This window comes from Radicibacter daui, from assembly GCA_030657355.1.
Taxonomy (GTDB): domain Bacteria; phylum Pseudomonadota; class Alphaproteobacteria; order Radicibacterales; family Radicibacteraceae; genus Radicibacter; species Radicibacter daui.
This window is the reverse complement of the sequence record CP131056.1, coordinates 839,197-859,445: the sequence shown is the minus strand read 5'-3', so window position 1 is coordinate 859,445 and position 20,249 is coordinate 839,197. Positions and strand designations below refer to the sequence as shown.

Here is a 20,249-nt window from a genome sequence, read left to right as displayed (position 1 = left end):
CCTGCACTTGCCGGCCCGCCGGCAAGTGAGTGAGCCATGACCGACAAGACCGTTGATCCCGCCTCCCGGATCGATACTGCCCGCACCTTCGTGCCCGTGCGCATCGCCGTCGCCACCATCTCAGATACACGCACCGCCGCCAACGACACCTCCGGCGACACACTGGTGGCCCGGCTGAAAGAGGCTGGCCACGTGCTGGCAGCCCGCGCGATCATCAAGGACGACGCGGATGCCATCGTCGCCGCCCTCAATGGCTGGATCGACGACGAGCAGGTGGATGTGGTCATCACCACCGGGGGCACCGGAGTGACCGGCCGCGACGTGACACCGGAAGCCTTTGCCCGGGTATGGGAAAAGGAGATCGCCGGCTTCGGCGAGATGTTCCGCTGGATAAGCCTTGCCAAGATCGGCAGCTCAACCATCCAGTCCCGCGCTACCGCCGGCGTTGCCCGCGGCACCTATCTGTTCGCCCTGCCCGGCAGCACCGGCGCCTGCCGTGACGGCTGGGACGAGATTCTGCGCTGGCAGCTCGATATCCGCCACCGGCCCTGCAATTTCGTGGAACTGATGCCCCGTCTGCGCGAGCGCTAAGGAGAGGCTTCCGCCATCCACTGATGTTCTTGTTTTGTTCCATGTCGGCGCTATACTCGCCGGCATGGATAACTCGCCGCACCATCTCAAGCAGGGCACCGACGCGCTCAAGGGGCGCGGCGCCGTCTCCAACCGGGACGGGCGCTTCGAGGCGACGCAGCGCGAGAGCTTTGACGATGGATGGCAGCAGGAGGGGGAAGAAGAGGTCCCGCCCTTCGCCACCACGCTGGAGCCCGACAGGGCACGCACCATCATCACCCGCAACGACAGCCCGGACATCCCCTTCGAGCAGTCTCTCAACCCCTATCGGGGCTGCGAGCATGGCTGCATCTATTGTTTTGCCCGCCCCACCCATGCCTGGCTCGGACTTTCGCCGGGCCTCGATTTCGAAACCCGGCTGTTTTTCAAACCGGAAGCCCCCCGCCTGCTGGAAGCCGCGCTCAGCAAGCCCGGATACCAGTGCCAGCCCATCGCCCTCGGTAGCAACACTGACCCCTATCAGCCGGTCGAGCGCCAGCAGCGGCTGACGCGGCGGATCATCGAGGTGATGGCCGAGTTCAACCAGCCGCTCGGCATCATCACCAAATCGGCACTGGTTGCTCGCGATATCGACCTGCTGGCACCGATGGCCGAAAAGCGGCTGGCGGCGGTTTGCGTTTCCGTGACCACGCTCGACGGGCACCTTGCCCGCGTCATGGAGCCCCGTGCCTCCAGCCCGCGGCGCCGGCTTGAGGCGGTGAGGCAGCTCAGCGCCGCCGGCATTCCGGTGGCGGTGCTGACAAGCCCGCTTATCCCCGGGCTTAACGATCATGAAATCGAATCCCTGCTGGAAGCAGCGGCCGAGGCCGGCGCCTCCAGCGCGAGTTATGTGCTGCTGCGCCTGCCGCTGGAGATCGGACCACTGTTCGAGGAATGGCTCGGCGCCCATTTCCCCGACCGGCAGGCGCGCGTGCTCAGCCTGATGAAGCAGTGCCGGGGCGGCGCGCTTTATGATTCCCGCTTCGGCCACCGCATGGTGGGTGACGGGCCATATGCGCAGCAGATCAGGGCACGCCATTTACTGGCCAGGAAACGAAACGGGCTTACGGATCGGGCCTGGCGGTTCGAAACCGGTCTTTTCCGGCGCCCGCCGAGAGCAGGCGAACAGTTATCATTTTTATGACATTCGAAAGAGTTTTTTCCTTTCTTCCGTTTCGTTTTCTTGCGTTGCAACATCACCCCGGCATTGACAACCTGCCCAAAGCGGGGCACCCATCGGCCTACACGGAACCGCTTACCTCTGTTTCAAAGCCGTTCGTTTCTGCCACGCTAGCCAGGTGAAGAGGCGGTCACATGACCCTCCCCCGTTCCGGTCTTCGTCGCTCCCGGAATACCAAGATCGTTGCCACCATCGGTCCCGTCTCCAGCAGCCCGGAAATGATCCGGCGGCTCCTTGAAGCTGGCGTGGATGTCTTCCGCCTGAATTTCAGCCACGGCGCCCACGAAGATCATGCCGAGCGCTACCGCGCGATCCGGCAGATGGAAGAAGAGCTGAACCGCCCCGTCGCCATCATGGCCGACCTGCAGGGCCCGAAGCTGCGCGTGGGCAAGTTCGCCGAAGGCAAGATCGAACTGGTCCCCGGCCAGAAGTTCCGCCTCGACCTCGATCCGGCCCTGGGCAACACCGAGCGTGTGCAACTGCCGCACCCGGAAATCTTCGCGGCGCTGGAAGACGGCACCGACCTGCTGCTCGATGATGGCAATGTGCGCCTGCGCGTGATCAGCCACGGCCCCGACCATGCCGAATGCGAAGTGACCGTCGGCCGCAAGCTGTCGGACCGCAAGGGCGTGAACGTGCCGGGCGTCATCCTGCCGCTCGACGCGCTGACCGAGAAGGACCGCAAGGATCTGGAATTCGCCGTCGAGCTCGGTGTGGACTGGATCGCGATGTCCTTCGTGCAGCGCCCGGAAGACATCGAACTTGGCCATTCGCTCATCAAGGGCCGTGCTGCTCTCCTGGCCAAGATGGAAAAGCCGTCGGCCATCAAGCATCTCGACGAGATCGTGAAGCTGGTGGACGGCATGATGGTCGCCCGCGGCGACCTTGGCGTCGAAATGCCGGCCGAAGAAGTGCCGGCGATCCAGAAGCGTATCGTCCGCGCCTGCCGCCAGGCCGGCAAGCCGGTGATCGTCGCCACCCAGATGCTGGAATCGATGGTCAACTCGCCGACACCGACGCGCGCCGAAGCCTCCGACGTGGCGACCGCCGTGTTCGATGGCGCCGACGCCGTCATGCTCTCGGCCGAAACCGCCGCCGGCTCCTACCCGGTCGAAGCCGTCTCGATCATGAACCGCATTGCCGAGCGGGTTGAGAGCGACCCGATCTACCGCGACATGATCGACAGCAACAAGGTCGAGCCCGAGCACACGCTGGCGGATGCCATCACGGCGTCTGCCAACCAGGTGGCGATCACCATCGATGCCAAGTGCATCGTGACCTACACCTCCTCCGGCTACACCACGCTGCGCGCCTGCCGCGAGCGTCCGCACCAGCCCATCCTGTGCATCACGCCGAACTTCCGCGTGGCGCGCCGCATGATGCTGAGCTTCGGCGTACACTCGGTGGTCAACAACGAATCCGACCACATCACCAAATACGGCCCGGTGGCCCGCGACACTGCCAAGGCGCTGGGTTTTGCCAAGTCGGGTGATTCGGTGGTGATCACCGCCGGCGTGCCTTTCGGACAGGCCGGCACCACCAACATGCTACGTATTACCACAGTCGACTGACCTGTCGGACGCGGTATAAGGCGGAGCCCCTCGGGGCTCCGCTTTTCTTTGCCGGTCTGCTGACACCTTGTCCGACGGCACCAAATTACGGGACAAAACGGGACGCCGCACCGCAGCATTTTCTGCTCCGCATAGCCCCTTACCGATCTCTTCAAATCCCGGCTCGCGCCACGGGACAGAAAAAGGCTTTGCCTGCCCGTCGGCCATGGTTGCACCCCCCAAGACCGTGTGTTAAACACCCGCTGCCTTGAGGGGTGGAGAGCATCTGCCCTGAATTTTGCCTGCCTGAAAACCGCCTCGCAGCCCATGCGCGGCAGGGGGTGGCAAGGGGCATAGCCTATTACCGAAGCTGAGGGTTCCCGTGGCATCTGCAGGCAGCGGCTCGATCCAGTTGGCGGAGCGGTACTCAACCGCCCTGTTCGAACTGAGCGACGAAAAGAAGATCATCGATGCGGTCGAGGCCGACCTCGTCTCGCTGAAGGCGGTCATCGCCGAATCCGCGGATCTGCGCGCTCTGCTGACATCGCCGCTGATCGGCGCGGATGAGCAGGCGAAGGCCATCAACAGCATTCTGGCCAAGGCCGGTGCCAACGAGGTTATCCGTAACCTTGGCGGCGTGCTGGCGCATAACCACCGTCTTTATCTGCTTGAGCAGATCATCGACACCTTCCTGGCCGAACTGGCCCGTCGCCGCGGGGAGCTGACCGCCGACGTCGTCACGGCCAAGAATCTGACCAAGAGCCAGAGCTCCGCGCTTGAGGATGCCCTCAAGCAGGCGGTTGGCTCCAAGGTCTCCATCTCCGTTTCCGTCGATCCTTCGCTGATCGGCGGCATGGTTGTCAAAGTCGGCTCGCGCATGATCGACAGCTCTGTGCGCACGAAGCTCAACAAGCTCCAGCTTGCGATGAAAGGGGTTGCCTGATGGAAATCCGCGCCGCTGAGATTTCCGCGATTCTGAAGGATCAGATTGCGAATTTCGGTACCGAATCGAACGTTGCCGAAGTCGGCACGGTTCTCTCCGTCGGTGACGGTGTTGCCCGCGTCCATGGCCTCGACAAGGTCCAGGCCGGTGAGATGGTCGAATTCGCCAGCGGCGAAAAGGGCATGGCGCTGAACCTCGAGACCGACAATGTCGGTATCGTTGTGTTCGGTGATGACCGTGGCATCCGCGAAGGTGATACCGTCAAGCGTACCGGCGCCATCGTTGACACGCCCGTCGGCCTCGGCCTGCTCGGCCGCGTGGTTGACGGCCTCGGCAACCCGATCGACGGCAAGGGCCCGCTCGCCAATGTCGAGCGTCGCCGCGTCGAGATGAAGGCGCCGGGCATCATCCCGCGCAAGTCCGTGCATGAGCCGATGCAGACCGGCATCAAGGCGCTCGACGCCCTGGTTCCCGTCGGCCGTGGCCAGCGCGAGCTGATCATCGGTGACCGCCAGACCGGCAAGACCGCCGTCGCTCTGGACGCAATCATCAACCAGAAGAAGATCAACGACAGCGCCAAGGACGAGAGCGAGAAGCTTTACTGCATCTACGTCGCTATCGGCCAGAAGCGCTCCACCGTTGCCCAGTTCGTGAAGGCCCTCGAAGAGAACGGCGCGCTCGACTACACCATCGTGGTCGCCGCTACCGCTTCCGAGCCGGCCCCGCTGCAGTACCTGTCGCCCTACACCGGCTGCGCCATGGGCGAATTCTTCCGCGACAGCGGCCGCCATGCCCTGATCATCTATGATGATCTCTCCAAGCAGGCCGTCGCTTACCGCCAGATGTCGCTGCTGCTGCGCCGTCCGCCGGGCCGCGAAGCCTATCCGGGTGACGTGTTCTACGTTCACAGCCGCCTGCTCGAGCGTGCGGCCAAGATGAACGACGAAAACGGGAACGGCTCCCTCACCGCCCTGCCGGTCATCGAGACCCAGGCCGGCGACGTGTCCGCCTATATCCCGACCAACGTCATCTCCATCACCGACGGCCAGATCTTCCTTGAGACCGGGCTGTTCTACAAGGGCATCCGCCCGGCCATCAATGTCGGCCTCTCCGTGAGCCGCGTCGGTTCCGCCGCGCAGATCAAGGCGATGAAGCAGGTTGCCGGTTCCATCAAGATGGAGCTTGCCCAGTATCGTGAAATGGAAGCGTTCGCCCAGTTCGCCTCCGACCTCGATGCCGCGACCCAGCGTCTGCTCGCCCGTGGCGCCCGCCTCACCGAGCTCCTGAAGCAGCCGCAGTATCGCCCGATGCCGGTTGAAGAGCAGGTTGTGTCGATTTTCGCCGGCACCAACGGCTTCCTCGACAAGCTCCCGACCAATGCGGTGACCCGCTATGAGGCCGAGATGCTCGACGAGATCCGCTCCAAGGGCACCGACATTCTGGACGCCATCCGCAAGGAGAAGGTCCTGTCGGACGATACGAAGAAGAAGCTGGTCGCTTTCCTGAACGACTTCGCCAAGGTCTTCGTCGCCTGATCCCGCTTTTCATCCCCGCTTCGGCTTTCCGGGGCGGGGATGAACAAGTGGCTCCAGACCGTTATCTGACGGGAAACCGGAATGCCCAGTCTCAAGGACCTTAAAAACCGGATATCCAGCGTTCAGTCGACGCAGAAGATCACCTCCGCAATGAAGGTGGTTGCTGCGGCGAAGCTGCGCCGGGCCCAGGACGCCGCGGAAGCGAGCCGTCCCTACGCCGAGCGCATGGCCGGGATTATCGAATCCCTCGCCCGCAACGTTGGCGCCGGTACCGACGCCTCCCCGCTGCTCTCGGGCACCGGCAAGGATGACACGCACCTGCTGCTCGTCGTCACCGCCGACCGCGGCCTGTGCGGCGCCTTCAACGCCTCGATCGTGCGCGAAACCCGCCGCCGTGTCGTGGCGCTGCAGCAGGCCGGCAAGACCGTGAAGCTGCTGATCGTGGGCCGCAAGGGCCGCGACATGCTGCGCCGGGAGTTCAGCTCGCTGATCGTCGAGGCCTGGACCGGCATCGGCAAGAAGGGTGTCCATTTCAGCGAAGCTGACATGGTCACCGAGAAGATTCTCGGCATGTATGCCGCCGGCGAGTTCGACGTCTGCTCCGTGGTCTACAACCGCTTCAAGTCTGCGATGACGCAGATCGTGACGGTGACCCAGATGGTGCCGACCGCCCTGCCGGAAGTGGCGGAAGATGCCGGCGCCGGCGAAGCCAAGGCGCTTTACGAATTCGAGCCGGACGAAGAGCAGATCCTGCGCGATCTGCTGCCGCGCAACCTCGCAGTGCAGATCTTCACTGCCCTGCAGGAAAGCGCCGCCGGTGAGATGGGCGCCCAGATGACGGCAATGGACAACGCGACCCGCAACGCGGGCGAGATGATCCGCAAGCTGACGCAGCAGTACAACCGCTCGCGTCAGGCCGCCATCACCAAGGAACTTATCGAAATCATCTCGGGCGCTGAGGCGCTCTGACGCTCGGCCCCGAGCACGACTTGATCCCAGAGGAGAGGATCTCAACATGGCAACGAAATCCGCCAACAGCGTCGGCAAGATCACCCAGGTCATGGGCGCTATCGTTGACGTCCAGTTCGACGGCGAACTGCCGGCGATCCTGAACGCCCTGACCACCGAGAACGGCGACAAGAAGCTGGTGCTCGAAGTCGCCCAGCACCTTGGCCAGCACACCGTGCGCTGCATCGCCATGGACAGCACCGACGGTCTGGTGCGTGGCTCCGCCGTTTCGGATACCGGCAACGCCATCACCGTGCCGGTTGGCCCGGAAGTGCTCGGCCGCATCCTGAACGTCATCGGCGAGCCGGTTGACGATCGCGCTCCGGTCAAGTCCAAGCACAGCTACCCGATCCACCGTCCGGCCCCGGACTTCGTCGACCAGTCGAGCGAAGCCCAGGTTCTGGTCACCGGCATCAAGGTCGTCGACCTTCTGGCGCCGTACCTCAAGGGTGGCAAGATCGGCCTGTTCGGCGGCGCCGGCGTCGGCAAGACCGTGACGATCCAGGAGCTGATCAACAACATCGCCAAGGGCCACGGCGGCGTGTCCGTGTTCGCCGGTGTGGGTGAGCGTACCCGTGAGGGCAACGACCTCTACCACGAGATGATCGACAGCGGCGTCATCAAGATCGCCGAAGACGGTTCGACCGAAGGCTCCAAGGTGGCCCTCGTCTACGGCCAGATGAACGAGCCGCCCGGAGCCCGTGCCCGCGTCGGCCTGACCGGCCTCACCATGGCGGAATATTTCCGCGATGAGGAAGGTCAGGACGTGCTGTTCTTCGTGGACAACATCTTCCGCTTCACCCAGGCCGGTTCCGAAGTGTCCGCCCTGCTCGGCCGCATCCCGTCCGCCGTGGGTTACCAGCCGACGCTGGCCACCGACATGGGCGCCCTGCAGGAGCGTATCACCTCGACCAAGAAGGGCTCGATCACCTCGGTGCAGGCCATCTATGTGCCCGCCGACGACCTGACCGACCCGGCTCCGGCTACTTCGTTCGCCCACCTCGATGCCACCACGGTTCTTAGCCGTTCGATCGCCGAGCAGGCGATCTTCCCGGCCGTTGACCCGCTGGACAGCACCAGCCGTGCGCTGGACCCGCGCATCGTCGGCGAAGAGCACTACAACACCGCCCGTGCGGTGCAGAGCATCCTGCAGGAATACAAGTCCCTGCAGAACATCATCGCCATCCTTGGCATGGACGAGCTGACCGAAGAGCAGAAGCTGGTGGTGTCCCGCGCCCGCAAGCTGCAGCGCTTCCTCTCCCAGCCGTTCCACGTGGCCGAAGTCTTCACCGGTACCCCGGGTGTGTTCGTGGCTCTGGAAGACACGATCCGCTCCTTCAAGGGCATCGTGGAAGGCCAGTACGACCATCTGCCGGAGCAGGCCTTCTACATGGTCGGCACCATCGAGCAGGCTGTCGAGAAGGCCAAGAAGCTGGCCTCTGCCGCCTGATAGGCACATCGGACGGTCCTCCCCCGGATGCCCTCACCGGCATCCGGGGGCATGATCTGAAGCGAGCATTGAACAGGACAAACGGACGATGAGCGACAAGGTACAGTTCGAGCTGGTGTCCCCGGAACGGCTGCTCTCCAGCGAGCTGGTGGACATGGTCGTTGTGCCGGGCAGCGAGGGCTATCTCGGCGTTCTGCCGGATATGAGCCCGCTGATCGCCACGCTCCAGCCCGGCACTATCGACATCTACAAGGGCACTGAAATCCAGCGCCGCATTTTCGTGGCCGGCGGTTTTGTCGAGGTGAGCAACAGCAAGTGCACCGTTCTGGCGGAGACCGCCATCGACGTGGCCCAGCTGCACCGCGCCAATATCGAGCAGGAAATCAAGGACCTGAACGAAGACGTGGCAGACGCCAAGAGCGACGACGAGCGCGCCAAGGCCGAAGCTGCCCTGCTTCTTGCCAAGGCCCGTCTGCAGGCTGTGACCGGCGAGCTGGTGGTCTGATCAGCGGGGCACATTGCTGCCTTGCAAAAACGCCGTTCGACAGCGACGCGCTGTTGGAGGATTAAAGGGCCGCCGGAAACGAGCGGCCCTTTTGCTTGCCCATCTGCGCTAAAGGCCCCTCACCCGTTTCCGCCAACGAGCGCCGCGCTCTGCCTGCAGAAAAAGGCCCCGATTGCGCGGCACCTGCTGATGAAAAAAGCCGATGTCACACCCTCCGTGCGCGAGCCTGCTCGCCAGCGCGGCCTTGTGACGTTCTGCCGCTTGGAAACAAGATCAGATGCACCGCCTTACGCCTGAACTGCTCTGTGCCCCGTCAACCCGCGCGCTCTACGCCCACTGGCACCAGATCTGTGCCGGACGCCGCGCGCCCGTCAGTGGCGATTTTGACCCGCTGGCCGTGCCACCGTCGCTGCTGCCCGACCTCCTCATTATCGAGGTGGTGGAGTCCGGCGCCGAGATGCCTCCGCGCTATCGGCTGAAGCTGCTGGGTGGCCAGATCCGCGACCAGGTCGGCGTCAATCTGGCCGGCATGTGGATCGATGAGATCTATTCCGGCGAGCGCCGGGACATGTGGATCGAATCGCTCAACTGCGTCTATGAGACCCGCCGCCCGGTGGCCGGCCACAGCGCCTCCAACCTGGCCAACCTGCAGATGGCCGCTTTTGAATGGGTGCTGGCCCCGCTCTCCGAATCCGGTACCGGCCGGGTCGAGCGCATGATCGGTGCCGTCAGCTTCGGAGCCCAGTATTGCCCGAGCCGTCACCGCGCCACGGCCCCCGCGCCATGCGCCGAAGCGGTCGCCGCCCAATAAGAGGCAAGGCCGGCGCCTGCCGGCCCACAGGGGTCAGTTCTTCCCGATCAGCGGCGCAAAGGCCGCCACGACCTGGCGGTAGACGTCGCGCTTGAAAGCGACAACCCGGCCGGTTACTTCCGCCAGATCAACCCACTCCCAACGGTCGAACTCGGGATGCTCGACCCCGGTTACGTCGATGGCCGATGCATCGGCCGTCAGGCGGGCGAGGAACCATTTCTGGGTCTGGCCGGCAAAACCCCGGCGGCGCTTGGTTGGCACGTCATCCGGGAAATCATATTTGAACCAGCCGGGTGCCTCGGCGAGGATCTCGACGCCAGAGGCCGGTAACCCGATCTCCTCTTCCATCTCGCGCAAACAGGCCGGCAGCGGCTCCTCACCCTTGTCGATACCGCCCTGCGGCATCTGCCAGGCGCCATCATTCGCATCGGCCGGCAAATCGCTACGGTGACCCATCCAGACCTTGCCGCGCCCGTCGATGAGCATCAGGCCGACGCAGGGTCGGTAGGGCTTATCCTCGGCGGACATAGGGGCTCTCTCCCGCTTCTTTTCTGATCAGGGCTGGTGATTGATAACGGCGCTGAGCGGCGCCAGCGCGATACCGCGCTGCCCGAGGTCGCGCGTCCAGTTGGCAATGGCCTGCAGTACCACCGGATAAGGCCGCGTCACTGCTACGGCCGCCCCGTCATGGCGGGCCTTTTCTTCCAGCTTCGCCAGTTCGGCGGCAACGCCGGCAGCCGTCGGCTGCTCATCCAGCATCAGGTCACGATGGACGAAGGTGACGTTGAGCTGATGGGCGACCGGCGCCAGGCTGGAGGAGCCGCTACCGACGCCCATGTAGAGCAGGCCACGATCGCGCAGAGAATTCATGAGCGGGGTCACCATCTCGCCATCCGCCAGGAACCCGTCCCCCATGAAGGGAAGGATGCCAACGGCGCCGGGTACGGCGGCCAGCGCCTTGAGGAGGCGGGTGCGGTTATCTGCCTCGGTCAGGTGGACCAGCAGGCTGTTGGGGCCGGGATCGCTCGCGGGATAGTCAGCGGGTTCCATCGGCACCATCACCAGCGCCTCATGCCCTTCCGCCCGGGTGGAAACCACCTGGTCCTTGACCGGCGCGGCTGCCGGGAAGGGCAGGAACGCAAATGTCACCGCCGGATCGAGCAGGCGGCTTGCCGCCTCGGTCATATCGGCGGAAAGGCCGAGCTCGCTGACCACGATGGCAATGCGCGGGCGGGTATCGGCAGCATCAAAAGGCCGGGCGTAAACCTGCCAGGCCTGACGTCCGTCCTTGCCGAGGCGGGGCACCTCACCGACGCCGGGTATGGTCTCGGTGATTTCCGCCAGCGGTGCCGGCGCCAGCTGGCCCGCTCCCAGCTCCGGCATCGTGCCTTCGCCATGCGCGGCCGCACCGCCCTCGGCTACATGCTCCGTACCATGATCTTCCGCCGGAGCACTGCCATGCTCCCCGGCGGCCGGCTCGTGGGTCATCGCATGGTCATCACCAGCAGCAGCCTCATCCCCGTGAGCTGCCTCCGGCTCTGCCATCGGATGGTGGCGCTCGACCATCTCCTTGCCGGGCAGGCTGACGACCAGCGGCATGCTGGCGGCGATGATCGCGGGTGCCTCGTCCCGGCGCATGAAAACGTACCCGCCGCCGGCACCGACACCGGCCAGCACCAGGAGGCTGACCAGAGACAGGAGCGAGGTGCCGCGGGCCGACGTCATCGCGTCGGCACCGTAGCCCTGCTTCTGTCTCTTGCGAGCCATCTAGGCGCTGCCGTCGGCGCGGGGGCGGCTCAGTTCGCGCTCTGCTTGAAGAGCGCGACACCGTGCAGAAGGTCGATTGCCCGCATCAGCTGGTAATCCTCATCGGAAGCCGGCTTGGTGACAGGCTCACCCGTCGCCGGCGCCGTCGTGCCGGTTGCCGGGGCCTTGGCATCGGCCGGAGCCGCTGCGTCGGTCGGCTTGGCTGCCGGATTGCCGCTCTTGTTATCCACGTCGAGCGCACCCTTGAGATCGCCCTCCCGCTGGATGTTGAGCGTCACCTCTTCCAGATGCGCCTGCGGCACATTGATGTCCGGCTCGATGCCCTTGGCCTGGATGGAGCGGCCCGACGGCGTGTAGTAGCGCTGGGTCGTCAGACGCAGGGCGCTGCCGCCGGAGAGCGGGATAATCGTCTGAACAGACCCCTTGCCGAAGCTGCGGGTGCCCATGATCACCGCACGATGATGATCCTGCAGCGCGCCAGAGACGATTTCGGACGCGGAGGCCGACCCGCCATTGATCAGCACCACCAGCGGCTTGCCGCCGATGACATCGCCCGGCGTGGCATTGAAGCGGCTGGCATTGTCGTTGCGGCGCGAGCGGGTAGAGACGATCTCGCCGCTGTCGAGGAAGGCATCGGAGACCGCAACCGCCTGATCGAGCAGGCCGCCGGGATTGAAGCGCAGGTCGAGGATGTAGCCCTCCACCTTGTTCTCGCCGATCTTCTTCTTGATGTCGGAGATCGCATCCAGCAGGCCCGGCTCGGCCTGTTCGTTGAAGCTGGTGATGCGGATGTAACCGACATCGCCATAGGTCTCGTGTCGCACGGAGCGGATCTTGACGACATCGCGCGTCAGGCTGACGTCGAAGGTCTGGTCGCCGCGCTTGACCGTCAGCTTGATGTCGGTGCCGACGGGGCCGCGCATCTTGTCGACGGCGGCCTGGAGATCAAGACCGGCCACCGGCTCGCCATCAAGGGCGATGATGAGGTCATTGGGCTGCAGGCCGGCCTTGAAGGCGGGCGTATCCTCGATGGGGGAGACGACCTTGATGGCGCCATCTTCCAGCGTCACCTCGATGCCAAGGCCGCCGAACTCGCCCTTGGTCTGCACCCGCATGTCGGAAAAACTGTCCTTGTTCATGTAGGACGAGTGCGGGTCGAGCGAGGAGAGCATGCCGGAGATGGCCGCTTCGATCAGCTTCTCGTCCGAGACCTCGTCGACATAGTCGGATTTGACGCGTTCGAAGACGTCGCCAAAGAGGCTCAGATACTTGAAGGTATCGGCATCAGACCCATCGGCAGCAAAGACGGGTAGCGGCGCGGCAAAGGCCAAAGCGCCCGCTAGAATTCCGCTGCCAATGCGCTTGAGCGAAGCATGGGTCAAGGCTCAGTTCCTTCCGCTGTCGTTATGCCAACCTGTCAGCATTTCCTAGAAGGGCAAGCATTATCAGCCCCGCCCCCTTATTCCCTCGGCCGGGTCGATCGGATCGCCACCCTGCCTCAGTTCGAAATAGAAAGTCGGCGACGAGGTATCGCCGCGTCCTTCGACCGTTCCTACCGGCTCACCCGCCTCGACCCGCTGCCCGACGGCAGCATCAATACGGCCGAATCCAGCCATAAGGCTATGATATCCGCCGGAATGTTCCAGGATCAAGATTTGCCCGAAGCCCCGGAAGGGCCCGGCATAGGCAACACGTCCCGCCGCCGGTGCCACAACCGTGGCCCCGGGTGTGACGGCAAAACGAATGCCGTGCAACGGCTCACCAGTATCGTCATCATCCCCATAGGAAGTAAGGATGGGTCCCGCGACGGGTTTGACGAGCCCGCCGCGCAACTTGATCTCCTTACCACGATCCGGTGCCCTGTCCGGTGCGGCATCTGGCTGCTGGGGTTTGAGCGGAATGGGCACGGCAAGCGCCGCTTGCTGCTGGCGCTGCGCTTCGGCAGCTGCTGCGGCCGCGGCGGCTGCCGCCGCTTCTTCCGCCTCGCGCTGCTTGCGCTCTTCTTCCAGCCGGGCAATGAGGTCGCGCATGTCGCGGGCCCGGGCCGCAAGGCGGGCCGCCCGCGCACTTTCCGCCGCGCGGGCCACACGCGTGGTCTCCAGAAGCTGGGTGCGCTCGGCAATCAGGGCTTCAAGCTCGGCGCGCTTGGCCGCAAGGTCTCCGCGCACATCGGAGAGCTGGGCCCGGCGATCATCCAGATCGGCGCGCAGCTGATGGAGTTCCTTGAGGCGGGCGGAAAGCGCATCGGCACGCTCGCGGATACCCGGCATCGCAGAAGAGATGAGCATGCCGCCGCGCACGGCCGCGACGGGGTCGTCGCCGCGTAAAAGCGCCGCTTCCGGCGGGTAGAGCGAAAAGCGCTGCAACGCCGCCAGCAACTCGCCGAGCGTACCGCGGTCACGCTCCAGATCGGCAAGGGTCGCGTCTTCCTTGTCTTCAAGCTCGTTCGCCTGCGCTTCCAGCTGCTGCTGGCGCGCCTCGCGCTGCTGCATGTCGCCGGCAAGCGACGTCATGCGGTCACGCAGCTTGTCGAGCGAGACCGCGGTTTCCTTCTCCGTTCCTTCATAACCGGCAACGGCCTGTTTGCTGGCTTCCAGCTGTTTTTCGATGTCCTGCAGCGAGCGGGCATTGCCATCGGCCTCCCCGCCAGCCGCCAGAACCGGGACCGGCATAAGGGTGGGCAATGCAAAAACCAGACAGGCAAACAGCCGGGCAAAAGGTGCCCGGCTGCGCCCGAAGGGCCCACGAGGGGTCAGATCATGCCGCATGGCATCCCGTGGCTCATGCCGACGTCAGCGCCTCATTCCGCGGCCTGCGCCGCCCCGGCTGCCGGCTTCAGCAGGCTGACGCCGGTCATCTCGGCCGGCTGGGCAACGCCCATCAGCTCCAGCACCGTCGGCGCCAGATCGGCAAGGCGGCCATTGCGCAGCTTCTCGACATCGGCCGGTGCGCCAACGAGGATCACCGGCACCTTGTTGAGGGTATGGGCGGTATGGGGGCAGTTCTTTTCATAGTCCCACATCTGCTCGCAATTGCCGTGGTCGGCCGTCACCAGCGCAGCACCGCCCTGGCGCTCGATGGCAGCCAGCATCTGGCCGAGGCCGGTATCGACCGCTTCCACCGCCTTGATCGCCGCTTCCAGCACACCGGAATGGCCGACCATGTCGGGGTTGGCGAAGTTGATGACGACCATGTCGAACTTGCCGCTGTCGATTGCGGCAACAACCCTGGCTGCCACTTCCGGCTCGGACATTTCCGGCTGAAGGTCATAGGTCGCGACCTTCGGCGAAGCGACGACGATGCGCTCTTCCCCGGCGAATTCGGTTTCGCGGCCACCATTAAGGAAGAAGGTGACGTGCGGATACTTCTCCGTCTCGGCAATGCGCAGCTGCGTCTTGCCGGCAGCGGCAACCACCTCGCCCAGTACGTTGCGCAGGTCCTTGGGCGGGAAAAGCGGCAGGAACACCGACTTCAGCTTGTCGGAATATTCCACCATGCCGGCCTTGGCGGCGAAGTTGATGATCTTCGTGCGCTCGAAGCCGGTAAAGCCCGCCTCGCCCAGCGCCGAGAGAATCTCGCGGGCACGGTCAGCGCGATAGTTGCACATCAGGAAACCATCGCCATCCTTCATGCCGGCATAATCGCCGAGCACGACGGGGGTGATGAATTCATCGGTCAGGCCCTCATCATAGGCGGCCTGGATGGCGGACGGGGCATCGGCAGCCTTCTTGTCGGCCTTGCCACTGACCCAGAGATCGTAGGCAAGACTGACACGCTCCCAGCGATTATCGCGGTCGAGCGAATAATAGCGGCCGACAACGGTGCCGAGGGTGATCTTCCCGGGAGCACCGGCGAGATCCTTGCCGATGAAATCCTCGAGCTGCTCCTTCGCACTCTTGGGCGGCACGTCGCGGCCGTCGGTGATGACATGGATGATGACCGGCACACCGGCGCTGGCGATCTCGCGCGCAAGGGCCGCAATATGGCGCTGGTGGGCATGCACGCCGCCCGGCGAGGTGAGGCCTGACAGATGGGCCGTGCCGCCGGAAGCCTTCAGGGCCGCGATGAACCCCTGCAGCGCTTCATTGGTCTTGAGTTCACCGGTGTTGATCGCATTGTCGATCATCGGCAGGTCCTGGAAGACCACGCGGCCGGCGCCGATATTCATGTGGCCGACTTCGGAATTGCCGATCTGACCGTCCGGTAGACCGACATCATGGCCGCTGGCATCGAGGAAGCCGGTCGGGCAGGAAGCCCAGATACGGTCAAAGGTCGGGGTATTGGCAAGGCGGACAGCATTGTTGTCCTCTTCCTCACGCCAGCCCCAGCCATCCAGCACACACAACACGACCGGACGCTTGGTCCCCTTGACCTCGCTCATGACTTCCTCACTTCCCAGCACGGGTACGGGTTGACCGGGGCGGCGGCCTTCAAGGCGCAATGAACCACCACCGGCGCGGGAAATCACGCCGGGGCAGCTGCTGCCACCCCTTAATTCGCAGACGATTCTAGCGATACCGGATTGAAAGCGCTACCGCCCCGCTCGGAGAAAAACGCCGCGGGAGGCGGTAGCGCGGAGAGGCAGGCGCTAGTTGGAGCTACGCTGCGGCAGCTGGAAGCGTAGCAGGAAATAACCAAGCAGCGCGGAGGCAACCGAACCGACCATCACGCCAAGACGGGACGCATCGACCAGATGCGGCGCGGTGGGGAAAGCAAGGTTGGCGACAAACAGGCTCATGGTGAAGCCGATACCGCACAGCACGGCAACGCCATGCATCGCCGGCCAACGGGCACCCGCCGGCATGTGGCACACGCCCAGCTTGATGAAGATCCAGCAGGCCCCGAGAACGCCGATCTGCTTGCCCACGAAAAGGCCGAGCGCAACGCCGAGCGCAACGCCGTGCTTCAGGTCATCCACCGACATGTCGCCGAAAGAAAGCCCGGCATTGGCAAAGGCGAAAACCGGCATGATGAGGAAGGCGCTCCAGGGATGCAGTGCATGGATCATGCGGTCCATCAGGCTGTCCTCCTCACCCTCGCCCGGCGTGGCGGGAATGCAGGCGGCAACGGCCACGCCGGCAACGGTGGCATGCACACCCGACTTCAGCACGCACAGCCAGACGAAGAGGCCGACCAGCATATAAGGAACCGGACTGCGCACCCCCTGCCGGTTGAGGACCAGCAGAACGATGATACCAAGCAGCGCCAGCAGCAGCGCAAAGGCGGAAAGCCCGTGACTGAAGAAGACCGCAATGATGACGATGGCACCGAAATCATCGATGACCGCCAGAGCCAGCAGGAAGGCTTTCAGGGCCGGTGGAATGCGCGAGCCCAGGAGCGACAGCACACCAACGGCAAAGGCGATGTCGGTGGCGGACGGAATGGCCCAGCCCCGCAGGGCTTCGGGATCGCCGCTATCGACGGAGATGTAGATGAGCGCCGGAACCAGCATGCCGCCAAGGGCAGCAATGACGGGCAGCGAGGCTTTTTTCCAGCTCGACAGGTCACCCGTCAGCAGTTCGCGCTTGATCTCCATGCCGACGACGAAGAAGAAAATCGCCATCAGCGCATCGTTGATCCAGAAATGCACCGGGCCGCTGATACCCTCGCCGGCGACGCTGACCGCGATCGGGAGTTCCAGCAGATGGTGGTATTGGTCCGCCAGCGGGGAGTTGGAGCAGATGAGGGCGATGACCGTTGCGATCATCAGGACAATGCCGCCGGCAGCCTCGAGCTGCAGGAATTCCTGAAAGGCATTCACGCTCTTGCGGATCATCGAACCTCCCGACCGCCTGAATTCTTGAAAAAGCCGAAGCCGTGTATATGGCCGGCTACAGCTCCCGCATCAACCTTCTAAAGGCGTATTCCGCATCGGAAAGCCTGCCCGATGCGACATATTGTGTCCCATGGGGCCGGGAGGGCGGCCTTTTCAACCTTCGCGGTGGTAGGGGTGACCGGCGAGGATCTGCTGAGCCCGGTAAATCTGCTCGGCCAGCATGACGCGGGCAAGCATGTGCGGCCAGGTGGCGGCACCGAATGAGAGCAGAAGCGAGGCGCGCGAGCGCACAGCATCGCTGTGCCCATCCGCCCCGCCAATAAGGAAGGCGACCTCTCCCGCTCCTTCCTCCTGCCAGCGGCCGAGGGTGCGGGCAAAATCGGAACTGGGCAGGCTGCGCCCGCGCTCGTCCATCACCACGATGCGGGCGCCGGCCGGTACCGCCTCCAGCAGCGCTTCGCCTTCGGCGCGCGTCAGCTCCGCCGGGGAAAGGCGCTTGCGGATGTCAATTTCGCGCAAGGTGAGCGGCCAGCCGAGCCGGCCGGTATACTCGTCAAAAAGCAAACGCTGCGGGCCGTTTTTCATCCGGCCCACAGCGGCTATGGTCACACGCATCGGGAAAGGAAGCTCAGGCGTCGGCGGCGACCGGACGAACCGGACCGGCAACACCCCACATCTTTTCGATGTTGTAGAACTCGCGCACTTCCGGGCGGAACAAATGCACGATCACGTCACCGGCATCGATCAGCACCCAGTCCGCCTGCGGCAGACCTTCGACCTTCAGCCAGGTGCAGCCATGCTCCTTGAGCTTCATCTCGATATGGCCGGCAATAGCGGCCACGGCGCGGGAGGAAGTGGCAGAGCAGATGACCATGTGATCGGCGATGCTGGTCTTGCCCCGCAGATCGATGGTGACGACATCCTCGGCCTTGTTGGTCTCCAGCGTTGCCATGACGACGGCGAGATAGTCTTCGCCATGCTGGCCAGGGAGGGGGCGAGACCGGGGCGCGGGATCGTGGTCGGTCAAGGTTTGTATAATACTCATCCGAGGTTGGCTAACCGGACCCGCCTCGGCGAGGCGACCATCCGGCCCTGATTGCGGTGGCGGAAGCCGGATGCAGCGGGATGGGCAGGAACACCCAGGCCGGCACCTTCTGCTTCGCCAGCAGTCCGGCTTTGCCTGCCGGTATTCTGCTCCGCGCGAAACGTCGGGCGGCTTTTCCGCCCAAAGCGCCAATAGTGTAGGGAGCCCGCGCCATCACTGCAACACGGGTACTGGTAAAGATGCTCTGCCAGCGCGCCCAGCGTGGCATTTGTGCCAGATTATCGGCCCCCATCAGCCAGATGAAGGTGACGCGCGGAAACCGGCGGGCGAGCGCTTCCAGCGTGTCAGCCGTGTAGCGGGTGCCGAGTTCAGCCTCTATTCCAGTCACGGTGATTCGCCGGTCAGCCCCGGCAACAGCCCGGGCGGCGGCCACCCGGTCGGCCATCGGCAGCATGAACTGGCCGGACTTCAGCGGATTGCCGGGCGACACCATCCACCACAACCGGTCGAGCCCGAGCCGGGTCAGCGCTTCATGGCTGATGGCCAGATGGCCTTCATGCGCCGGATTGAAGCTGCCGCCGAGCAGACCGATGGTGAGGCCATCCAGCGCGCGGCCCGCGCGCGGATTGATATCGCCCGCCGGCAAGGAAGAGGTCCCCAAGGAAGGGCGCGCCGGGAAGGTTACGGACGGCACTGGCCGGAGCCGCGCACGAGGTACTTGTAGCTCGTGAGCTGCTCTGCCCCCACCGGCCCGCGCGCATGCAACTTTCCGGTGGAAATGCCGATTTCCGCGCCCATACCGAACTCGCCGCCATCGGCAAACTGGGTAGAGGCATTATGCAGCAGGATGGCGCTGTCCACCCCGTTGAAGAAGGCCTCCACCGCCGCCGGATCGGCCGCAAGGATGCTCTCGGTATGGTGGCTGCCATAACGGTTGATATGGGCGACCGCCTCCGCCACCCCATCCACCAGCTTCACGGAAATGATGGCGTCGAGATATTCGGTGCTCCAGTCCGCTTCCGTCGCGGCAAGGGAGCGCGGCTCCAGCGCCATGACTTCCGCATCTCCCCGGATTTCGCAGCCCCGGTCGATAAGAGCGGCGAGGATGCCGGGCAGATGGCTCGCCGCCACCTTGCGGTCGACCAGCAATGTTTCGGCCGAACCGCATACGCCGGTGCGGCGCAGCTTGGCATTGACGATGACGTCGCGCGCCATGGCGGCATCGGCACTTTCATGCACATAGACGTGGCAAATACCATCCAGATGCTTGAAGACCGGCACGCGGCTTTCTGCAGCCACACGCTCGATCAGCGAACGACCGCCACGCGGCACCACGACGTCGACGAACTCATCCATGCGCAGCAGTTCGCCAACCGCCGCACGGTCCGTCGTAGGCACCTGCTGGATCGACGCTTCCGGCAGGCCGGCAGCGGCAAGGCCTTCGCGCAGGCAGGCTGCGATAAGGCCGGAGGTCTCGAAACTTTCCGACCCGCCGCGCAGGATGGCGGCATTGCCCGACTTGAGGCACAGCCCACCGGCATCGGCCGTGACGTTCGGGCGCGATTCGTAGATGATGGCAATGACGCCGAGCGGCACACGCACGCGCTGGATGTTAAGGCCATTGGGCCGGTCCCATTCGGCAATCACATCGCCGACGGGGTCCGGCAGGGCAGCGACTTCTTCAAGGCCGGTGGCCATCGCTTCGATACGGGACGGCGTGAGTTCCAGCCGGTCGATGAGGGCAGCGCCCAGACTGCGGGCCCGGGCACTTTCCACCTCACGCCGGCTCGCCTCCAGGATCATCGCTGCCCTGGCGCGGATCGCGGCGGCGGCGGCATGGAGTGCCTTGTTCTTGGTGGCGGCATCGGCAAGGGCAAGCCCGGCCGCAGCCTCGCGCGCGGCAACACCCAGCGCCCGCATTTGTGCGGCCAGGGTATCATGGGTGCCGGAGGCCGGCTGGAGCTGGGCAAGCGAAGACACTGGCGACCGATCCGTTTCTTTAACAATGGGTCAGTAATTCCGGCGGTACACTATGACCCGCATCGGGCGGCACGCAAGGCGTTCGCTCAC

General features: G+C 64.5%; 19 protein-coding genes. 9 read left to right on the top strand and 10 right to left on the bottom strand.

Translation table 11 applies throughout. The features are described from left to right. Positions 1 to 36: 36 nt before the first annotated feature. From moaB to QTL98_RS03970, 9 genes are all read left to right on the top strand, one after another. Positions 37 to 591: a molybdenum cofactor biosynthesis protein B gene (gene moaB / locus QTL98_RS04010; RefSeq protein ID WP_445680935.1), complete on the top strand. Its 555-nt coding sequence runs from the start codon at positions 37 to 39 to the stop codon at positions 589 to 591. A 64-nt stretch (positions 592 to 655) separates the two neighbouring features. Next, positions 656 to 1,753, top strand: a complete 1,098-nt coding sequence (locus tag QTL98_RS04005) for a PA0069 family radical SAM protein (RefSeq protein WP_445680934.1) — start codon at positions 656 to 658, stop codon at positions 1,751 to 1,753. A gap of 170 nt (positions 1,754 to 1,923) precedes the next feature. Then, entirely contained in the window at positions 1,924 to 3,360 is a 1,437-nt protein-coding gene (gene pyk / locus QTL98_RS04000) for a pyruvate kinase (protein ID WP_445680933.1), read from the top strand. 361 nt (positions 3,361 to 3,721) lie between these two features. After that, positions 3,722 to 4,282, top strand: a complete 561-nt coding sequence (locus QTL98_RS03995; RefSeq protein ID WP_445680932.1) for a F0F1 ATP synthase subunit delta — start codon at positions 3,722 to 3,724, stop codon at positions 4,280 to 4,282. Further along, positions 4,282 to 5,817, top strand: coding sequence for a F0F1 ATP synthase subunit alpha (gene atpA, locus QTL98_RS03990; protein WP_445680931.1), 1,536 nt, complete (start codon positions 4,282 to 4,284; stop codon positions 5,815 to 5,817). The genes QTL98_RS03995 and atpA overlap by 1 nt, the downstream gene beginning before the upstream one ends. Positions 5,818 to 5,898: 81 nt before the next feature. Continuing rightward, positions 5,899 to 6,786 carry a F0F1 ATP synthase subunit gamma gene (locus QTL98_RS03985; protein ID WP_445680930.1) on the top strand — a complete coding sequence of 296 codons (888 nt, stop codon included), beginning with the start codon at positions 5,899 to 5,901 and terminating at the stop codon, positions 6,784 to 6,786. Between the two features lie 46 nt (positions 6,787 to 6,832). Further along, positions 6,833 to 8,275, top strand: coding sequence for a F0F1 ATP synthase subunit beta (atpD, locus tag QTL98_RS03980; protein WP_445680929.1), 1,443 nt, complete (start codon positions 6,833 to 6,835; stop codon positions 8,273 to 8,275). A gap of 88 nt (positions 8,276 to 8,363) precedes the next feature. Then, positions 8,364 to 8,780: a F0F1 ATP synthase subunit epsilon gene (locus tag QTL98_RS03975; RefSeq protein ID WP_445680928.1), complete on the top strand. Its 417-nt coding sequence runs from the start codon at positions 8,364 to 8,366 to the stop codon at positions 8,778 to 8,780. Positions 8,781 to 9,057: 277 nt separating this feature from the next. Continuing rightward, complete coding sequence (locus tag QTL98_RS03970; protein WP_445680927.1) at positions 9,058 to 9,591, top strand: PAS domain-containing protein; 534 nt, start codon at positions 9,058 to 9,060, stop codon at positions 9,589 to 9,591. 33 nt (positions 9,592 to 9,624) lie between these two features. On the opposite strand, the gene QTL98_RS03965 is transcribed toward QTL98_RS03970, so the two are convergent. From QTL98_RS03965 to QTL98_RS03920, 10 genes are all read right to left on the bottom strand, one after another. Continuing rightward, complete coding sequence (locus tag QTL98_RS03965) at positions 9,625 to 10,119, bottom strand: RNA pyrophosphohydrolase (RefSeq protein ID WP_445680926.1); 495 nt, start codon at positions 10,117 to 10,119, stop codon at positions 9,625 to 9,627. 27 nt (positions 10,120 to 10,146) lie between these two features. Beyond that, positions 10,147 to 11,358: a divergent polysaccharide deacetylase family protein gene (locus QTL98_RS03960; RefSeq protein ID WP_445680925.1), complete on the bottom strand. Its 1,212-nt coding sequence runs from the start codon at positions 11,356 to 11,358 to the stop codon at positions 10,147 to 10,149. A 29-nt stretch (positions 11,359 to 11,387) separates the two neighbouring features. After that, complete coding sequence (locus QTL98_RS03955) at positions 11,388 to 12,740, bottom strand: S41 family peptidase (protein ID WP_445680924.1); 1,353 nt, start codon at positions 12,738 to 12,740, stop codon at positions 11,388 to 11,390. A 63-nt stretch (positions 12,741 to 12,803) separates the two neighbouring features. Beyond that, positions 12,804 to 14,126 carry a murein hydrolase activator EnvC family protein gene (locus QTL98_RS03950; protein WP_445680923.1) on the bottom strand — a complete coding sequence of 441 codons (1,323 nt, stop codon included), beginning with the start codon at positions 14,124 to 14,126 and terminating at the stop codon, positions 12,804 to 12,806. Positions 14,127 to 14,158: 32 nt separating this feature from the next. Beyond that, positions 14,159 to 15,739: a 2,3-bisphosphoglycerate-independent phosphoglycerate mutase gene (gpmI, locus tag QTL98_RS03945; protein ID WP_445680922.1), complete on the bottom strand. Its 1,581-nt coding sequence runs from the start codon at positions 15,737 to 15,739 to the stop codon at positions 14,159 to 14,161. A gap of 207 nt (positions 15,740 to 15,946) precedes the next feature. Beyond that, a complete protein-coding gene (gene nhaA, locus QTL98_RS03940) occupies positions 15,947 to 17,134 on the bottom strand; it encodes a Na+/H+ antiporter NhaA (protein ID WP_445680921.1) in 1,188 nt (395 codons plus the stop codon). Positions 17,135 to 17,287: 153 nt separating this feature from the next. Then, positions 17,288 to 17,749 carry a 23S rRNA (pseudouridine(1915)-N(3))-methyltransferase RlmH gene (gene rlmH, locus QTL98_RS03935; RefSeq protein WP_445680920.1) on the bottom strand — a complete coding sequence of 154 codons (462 nt, stop codon included), beginning with the start codon at positions 17,747 to 17,749 and terminating at the stop codon, positions 17,288 to 17,290. A gap of 13 nt (positions 17,750 to 17,762) precedes the next feature. Next, entirely contained in the window at positions 17,763 to 18,161 is a 399-nt protein-coding gene (gene rsfS / locus QTL98_RS03930; RefSeq protein WP_445680919.1) for a ribosome silencing factor, read from the bottom strand. Between the two features lie 28 nt (positions 18,162 to 18,189). Then, positions 18,190 to 18,825 (bottom strand): nicotinate-nucleotide adenylyltransferase, encoded by a 636-nt coding sequence (locus QTL98_RS03925; RefSeq protein WP_445680918.1) that lies wholly within the window; start codon positions 18,823 to 18,825, stop codon positions 18,190 to 18,192. A 35-nt stretch (positions 18,826 to 18,860) separates the two neighbouring features. Continuing rightward, entirely contained in the window at positions 18,861 to 20,099 is a 1,239-nt protein-coding gene (locus QTL98_RS03920; RefSeq protein WP_445682083.1) for a glutamate-5-semialdehyde dehydrogenase, read from the bottom strand. Positions 20,100 to 20,249 lie beyond the last annotated feature (150 nt).

Excerpts from the sequence above, each read along its gene's own strand:
- moaB (WP_445680935.1), top strand. The coding sequence starts at position 37 with ATGACCGACAAGACCGTTGATCCCGCCTCCCGGATCGATACTGCCCGC.
- QTL98_RS04005 (WP_445680934.1), top strand. The coding sequence starts at position 656 with ATGGATAACTCGCCGCACCATCTCAAGCAGGGCACCGACGCGCTCAAG.
- pyk (WP_445680933.1), top strand. The coding sequence starts at position 1,924 with ATGACCCTCCCCCGTTCCGGTCTTCGTCGCTCCCGGAATACCAAGATC.
- atpA (WP_445680931.1), top strand. The coding sequence starts at position 4,282 with ATGGAAATCCGCGCCGCTGAGATTTCCGCGATTCTGAAGGATCAGATT.
- QTL98_RS03985 (WP_445680930.1), top strand. The coding sequence starts at position 5,899 with ATGCCCAGTCTCAAGGACCTTAAAAACCGGATATCCAGCGTTCAGTCG.
- atpD (WP_445680929.1), top strand. The coding sequence starts at position 6,833 with ATGGCAACGAAATCCGCCAACAGCGTCGGCAAGATCACCCAGGTCATG.
- QTL98_RS03975 (WP_445680928.1), top strand. The coding sequence starts at position 8,364 with ATGAGCGACAAGGTACAGTTCGAGCTGGTGTCCCCGGAACGGCTGCTC.
- QTL98_RS03970 (WP_445680927.1), top strand. The coding sequence starts at position 9,058 with ATGCACCGCCTTACGCCTGAACTGCTCTGTGCCCCGTCAACCCGCGCG.
- QTL98_RS03965 (WP_445680926.1), bottom strand. The coding sequence starts at position 10,119 with ATGTCCGCCGAGGATAAGCCCTACCGACCCTGCGTCGGCCTGATGCTC.
- QTL98_RS03960 (WP_445680925.1), bottom strand. The coding sequence starts at position 11,358 with ATGGCTCGCAAGAGACAGAAGCAGGGCTACGGTGCCGACGCGATGACG.
- QTL98_RS03950 (WP_445680923.1), bottom strand. The coding sequence starts at position 14,126 with ATGCGGCATGATCTGACCCCTCGTGGGCCCTTCGGGCGCAGCCGGGCA.
- gpmI (WP_445680922.1), bottom strand. The coding sequence starts at position 15,739 with ATGAGCGAGGTCAAGGGGACCAAGCGTCCGGTCGTGTTGTGTGTGCTG.
- nhaA (WP_445680921.1), bottom strand. The coding sequence starts at position 17,134 with ATGATCCGCAAGAGCGTGAATGCCTTTCAGGAATTCCTGCAGCTCGAG.
- rlmH (WP_445680920.1), bottom strand. The coding sequence starts at position 17,749 with ATGCGTGTGACCATAGCCGCTGTGGGCCGGATGAAAAACGGCCCGCAG.
- QTL98_RS03920 (WP_445682083.1), bottom strand. The coding sequence starts at position 20,099 with ATGCGGGCGCTGGGTGTTGCCGCGCGCGAGGCTGCGGCCGGGCTTGCC.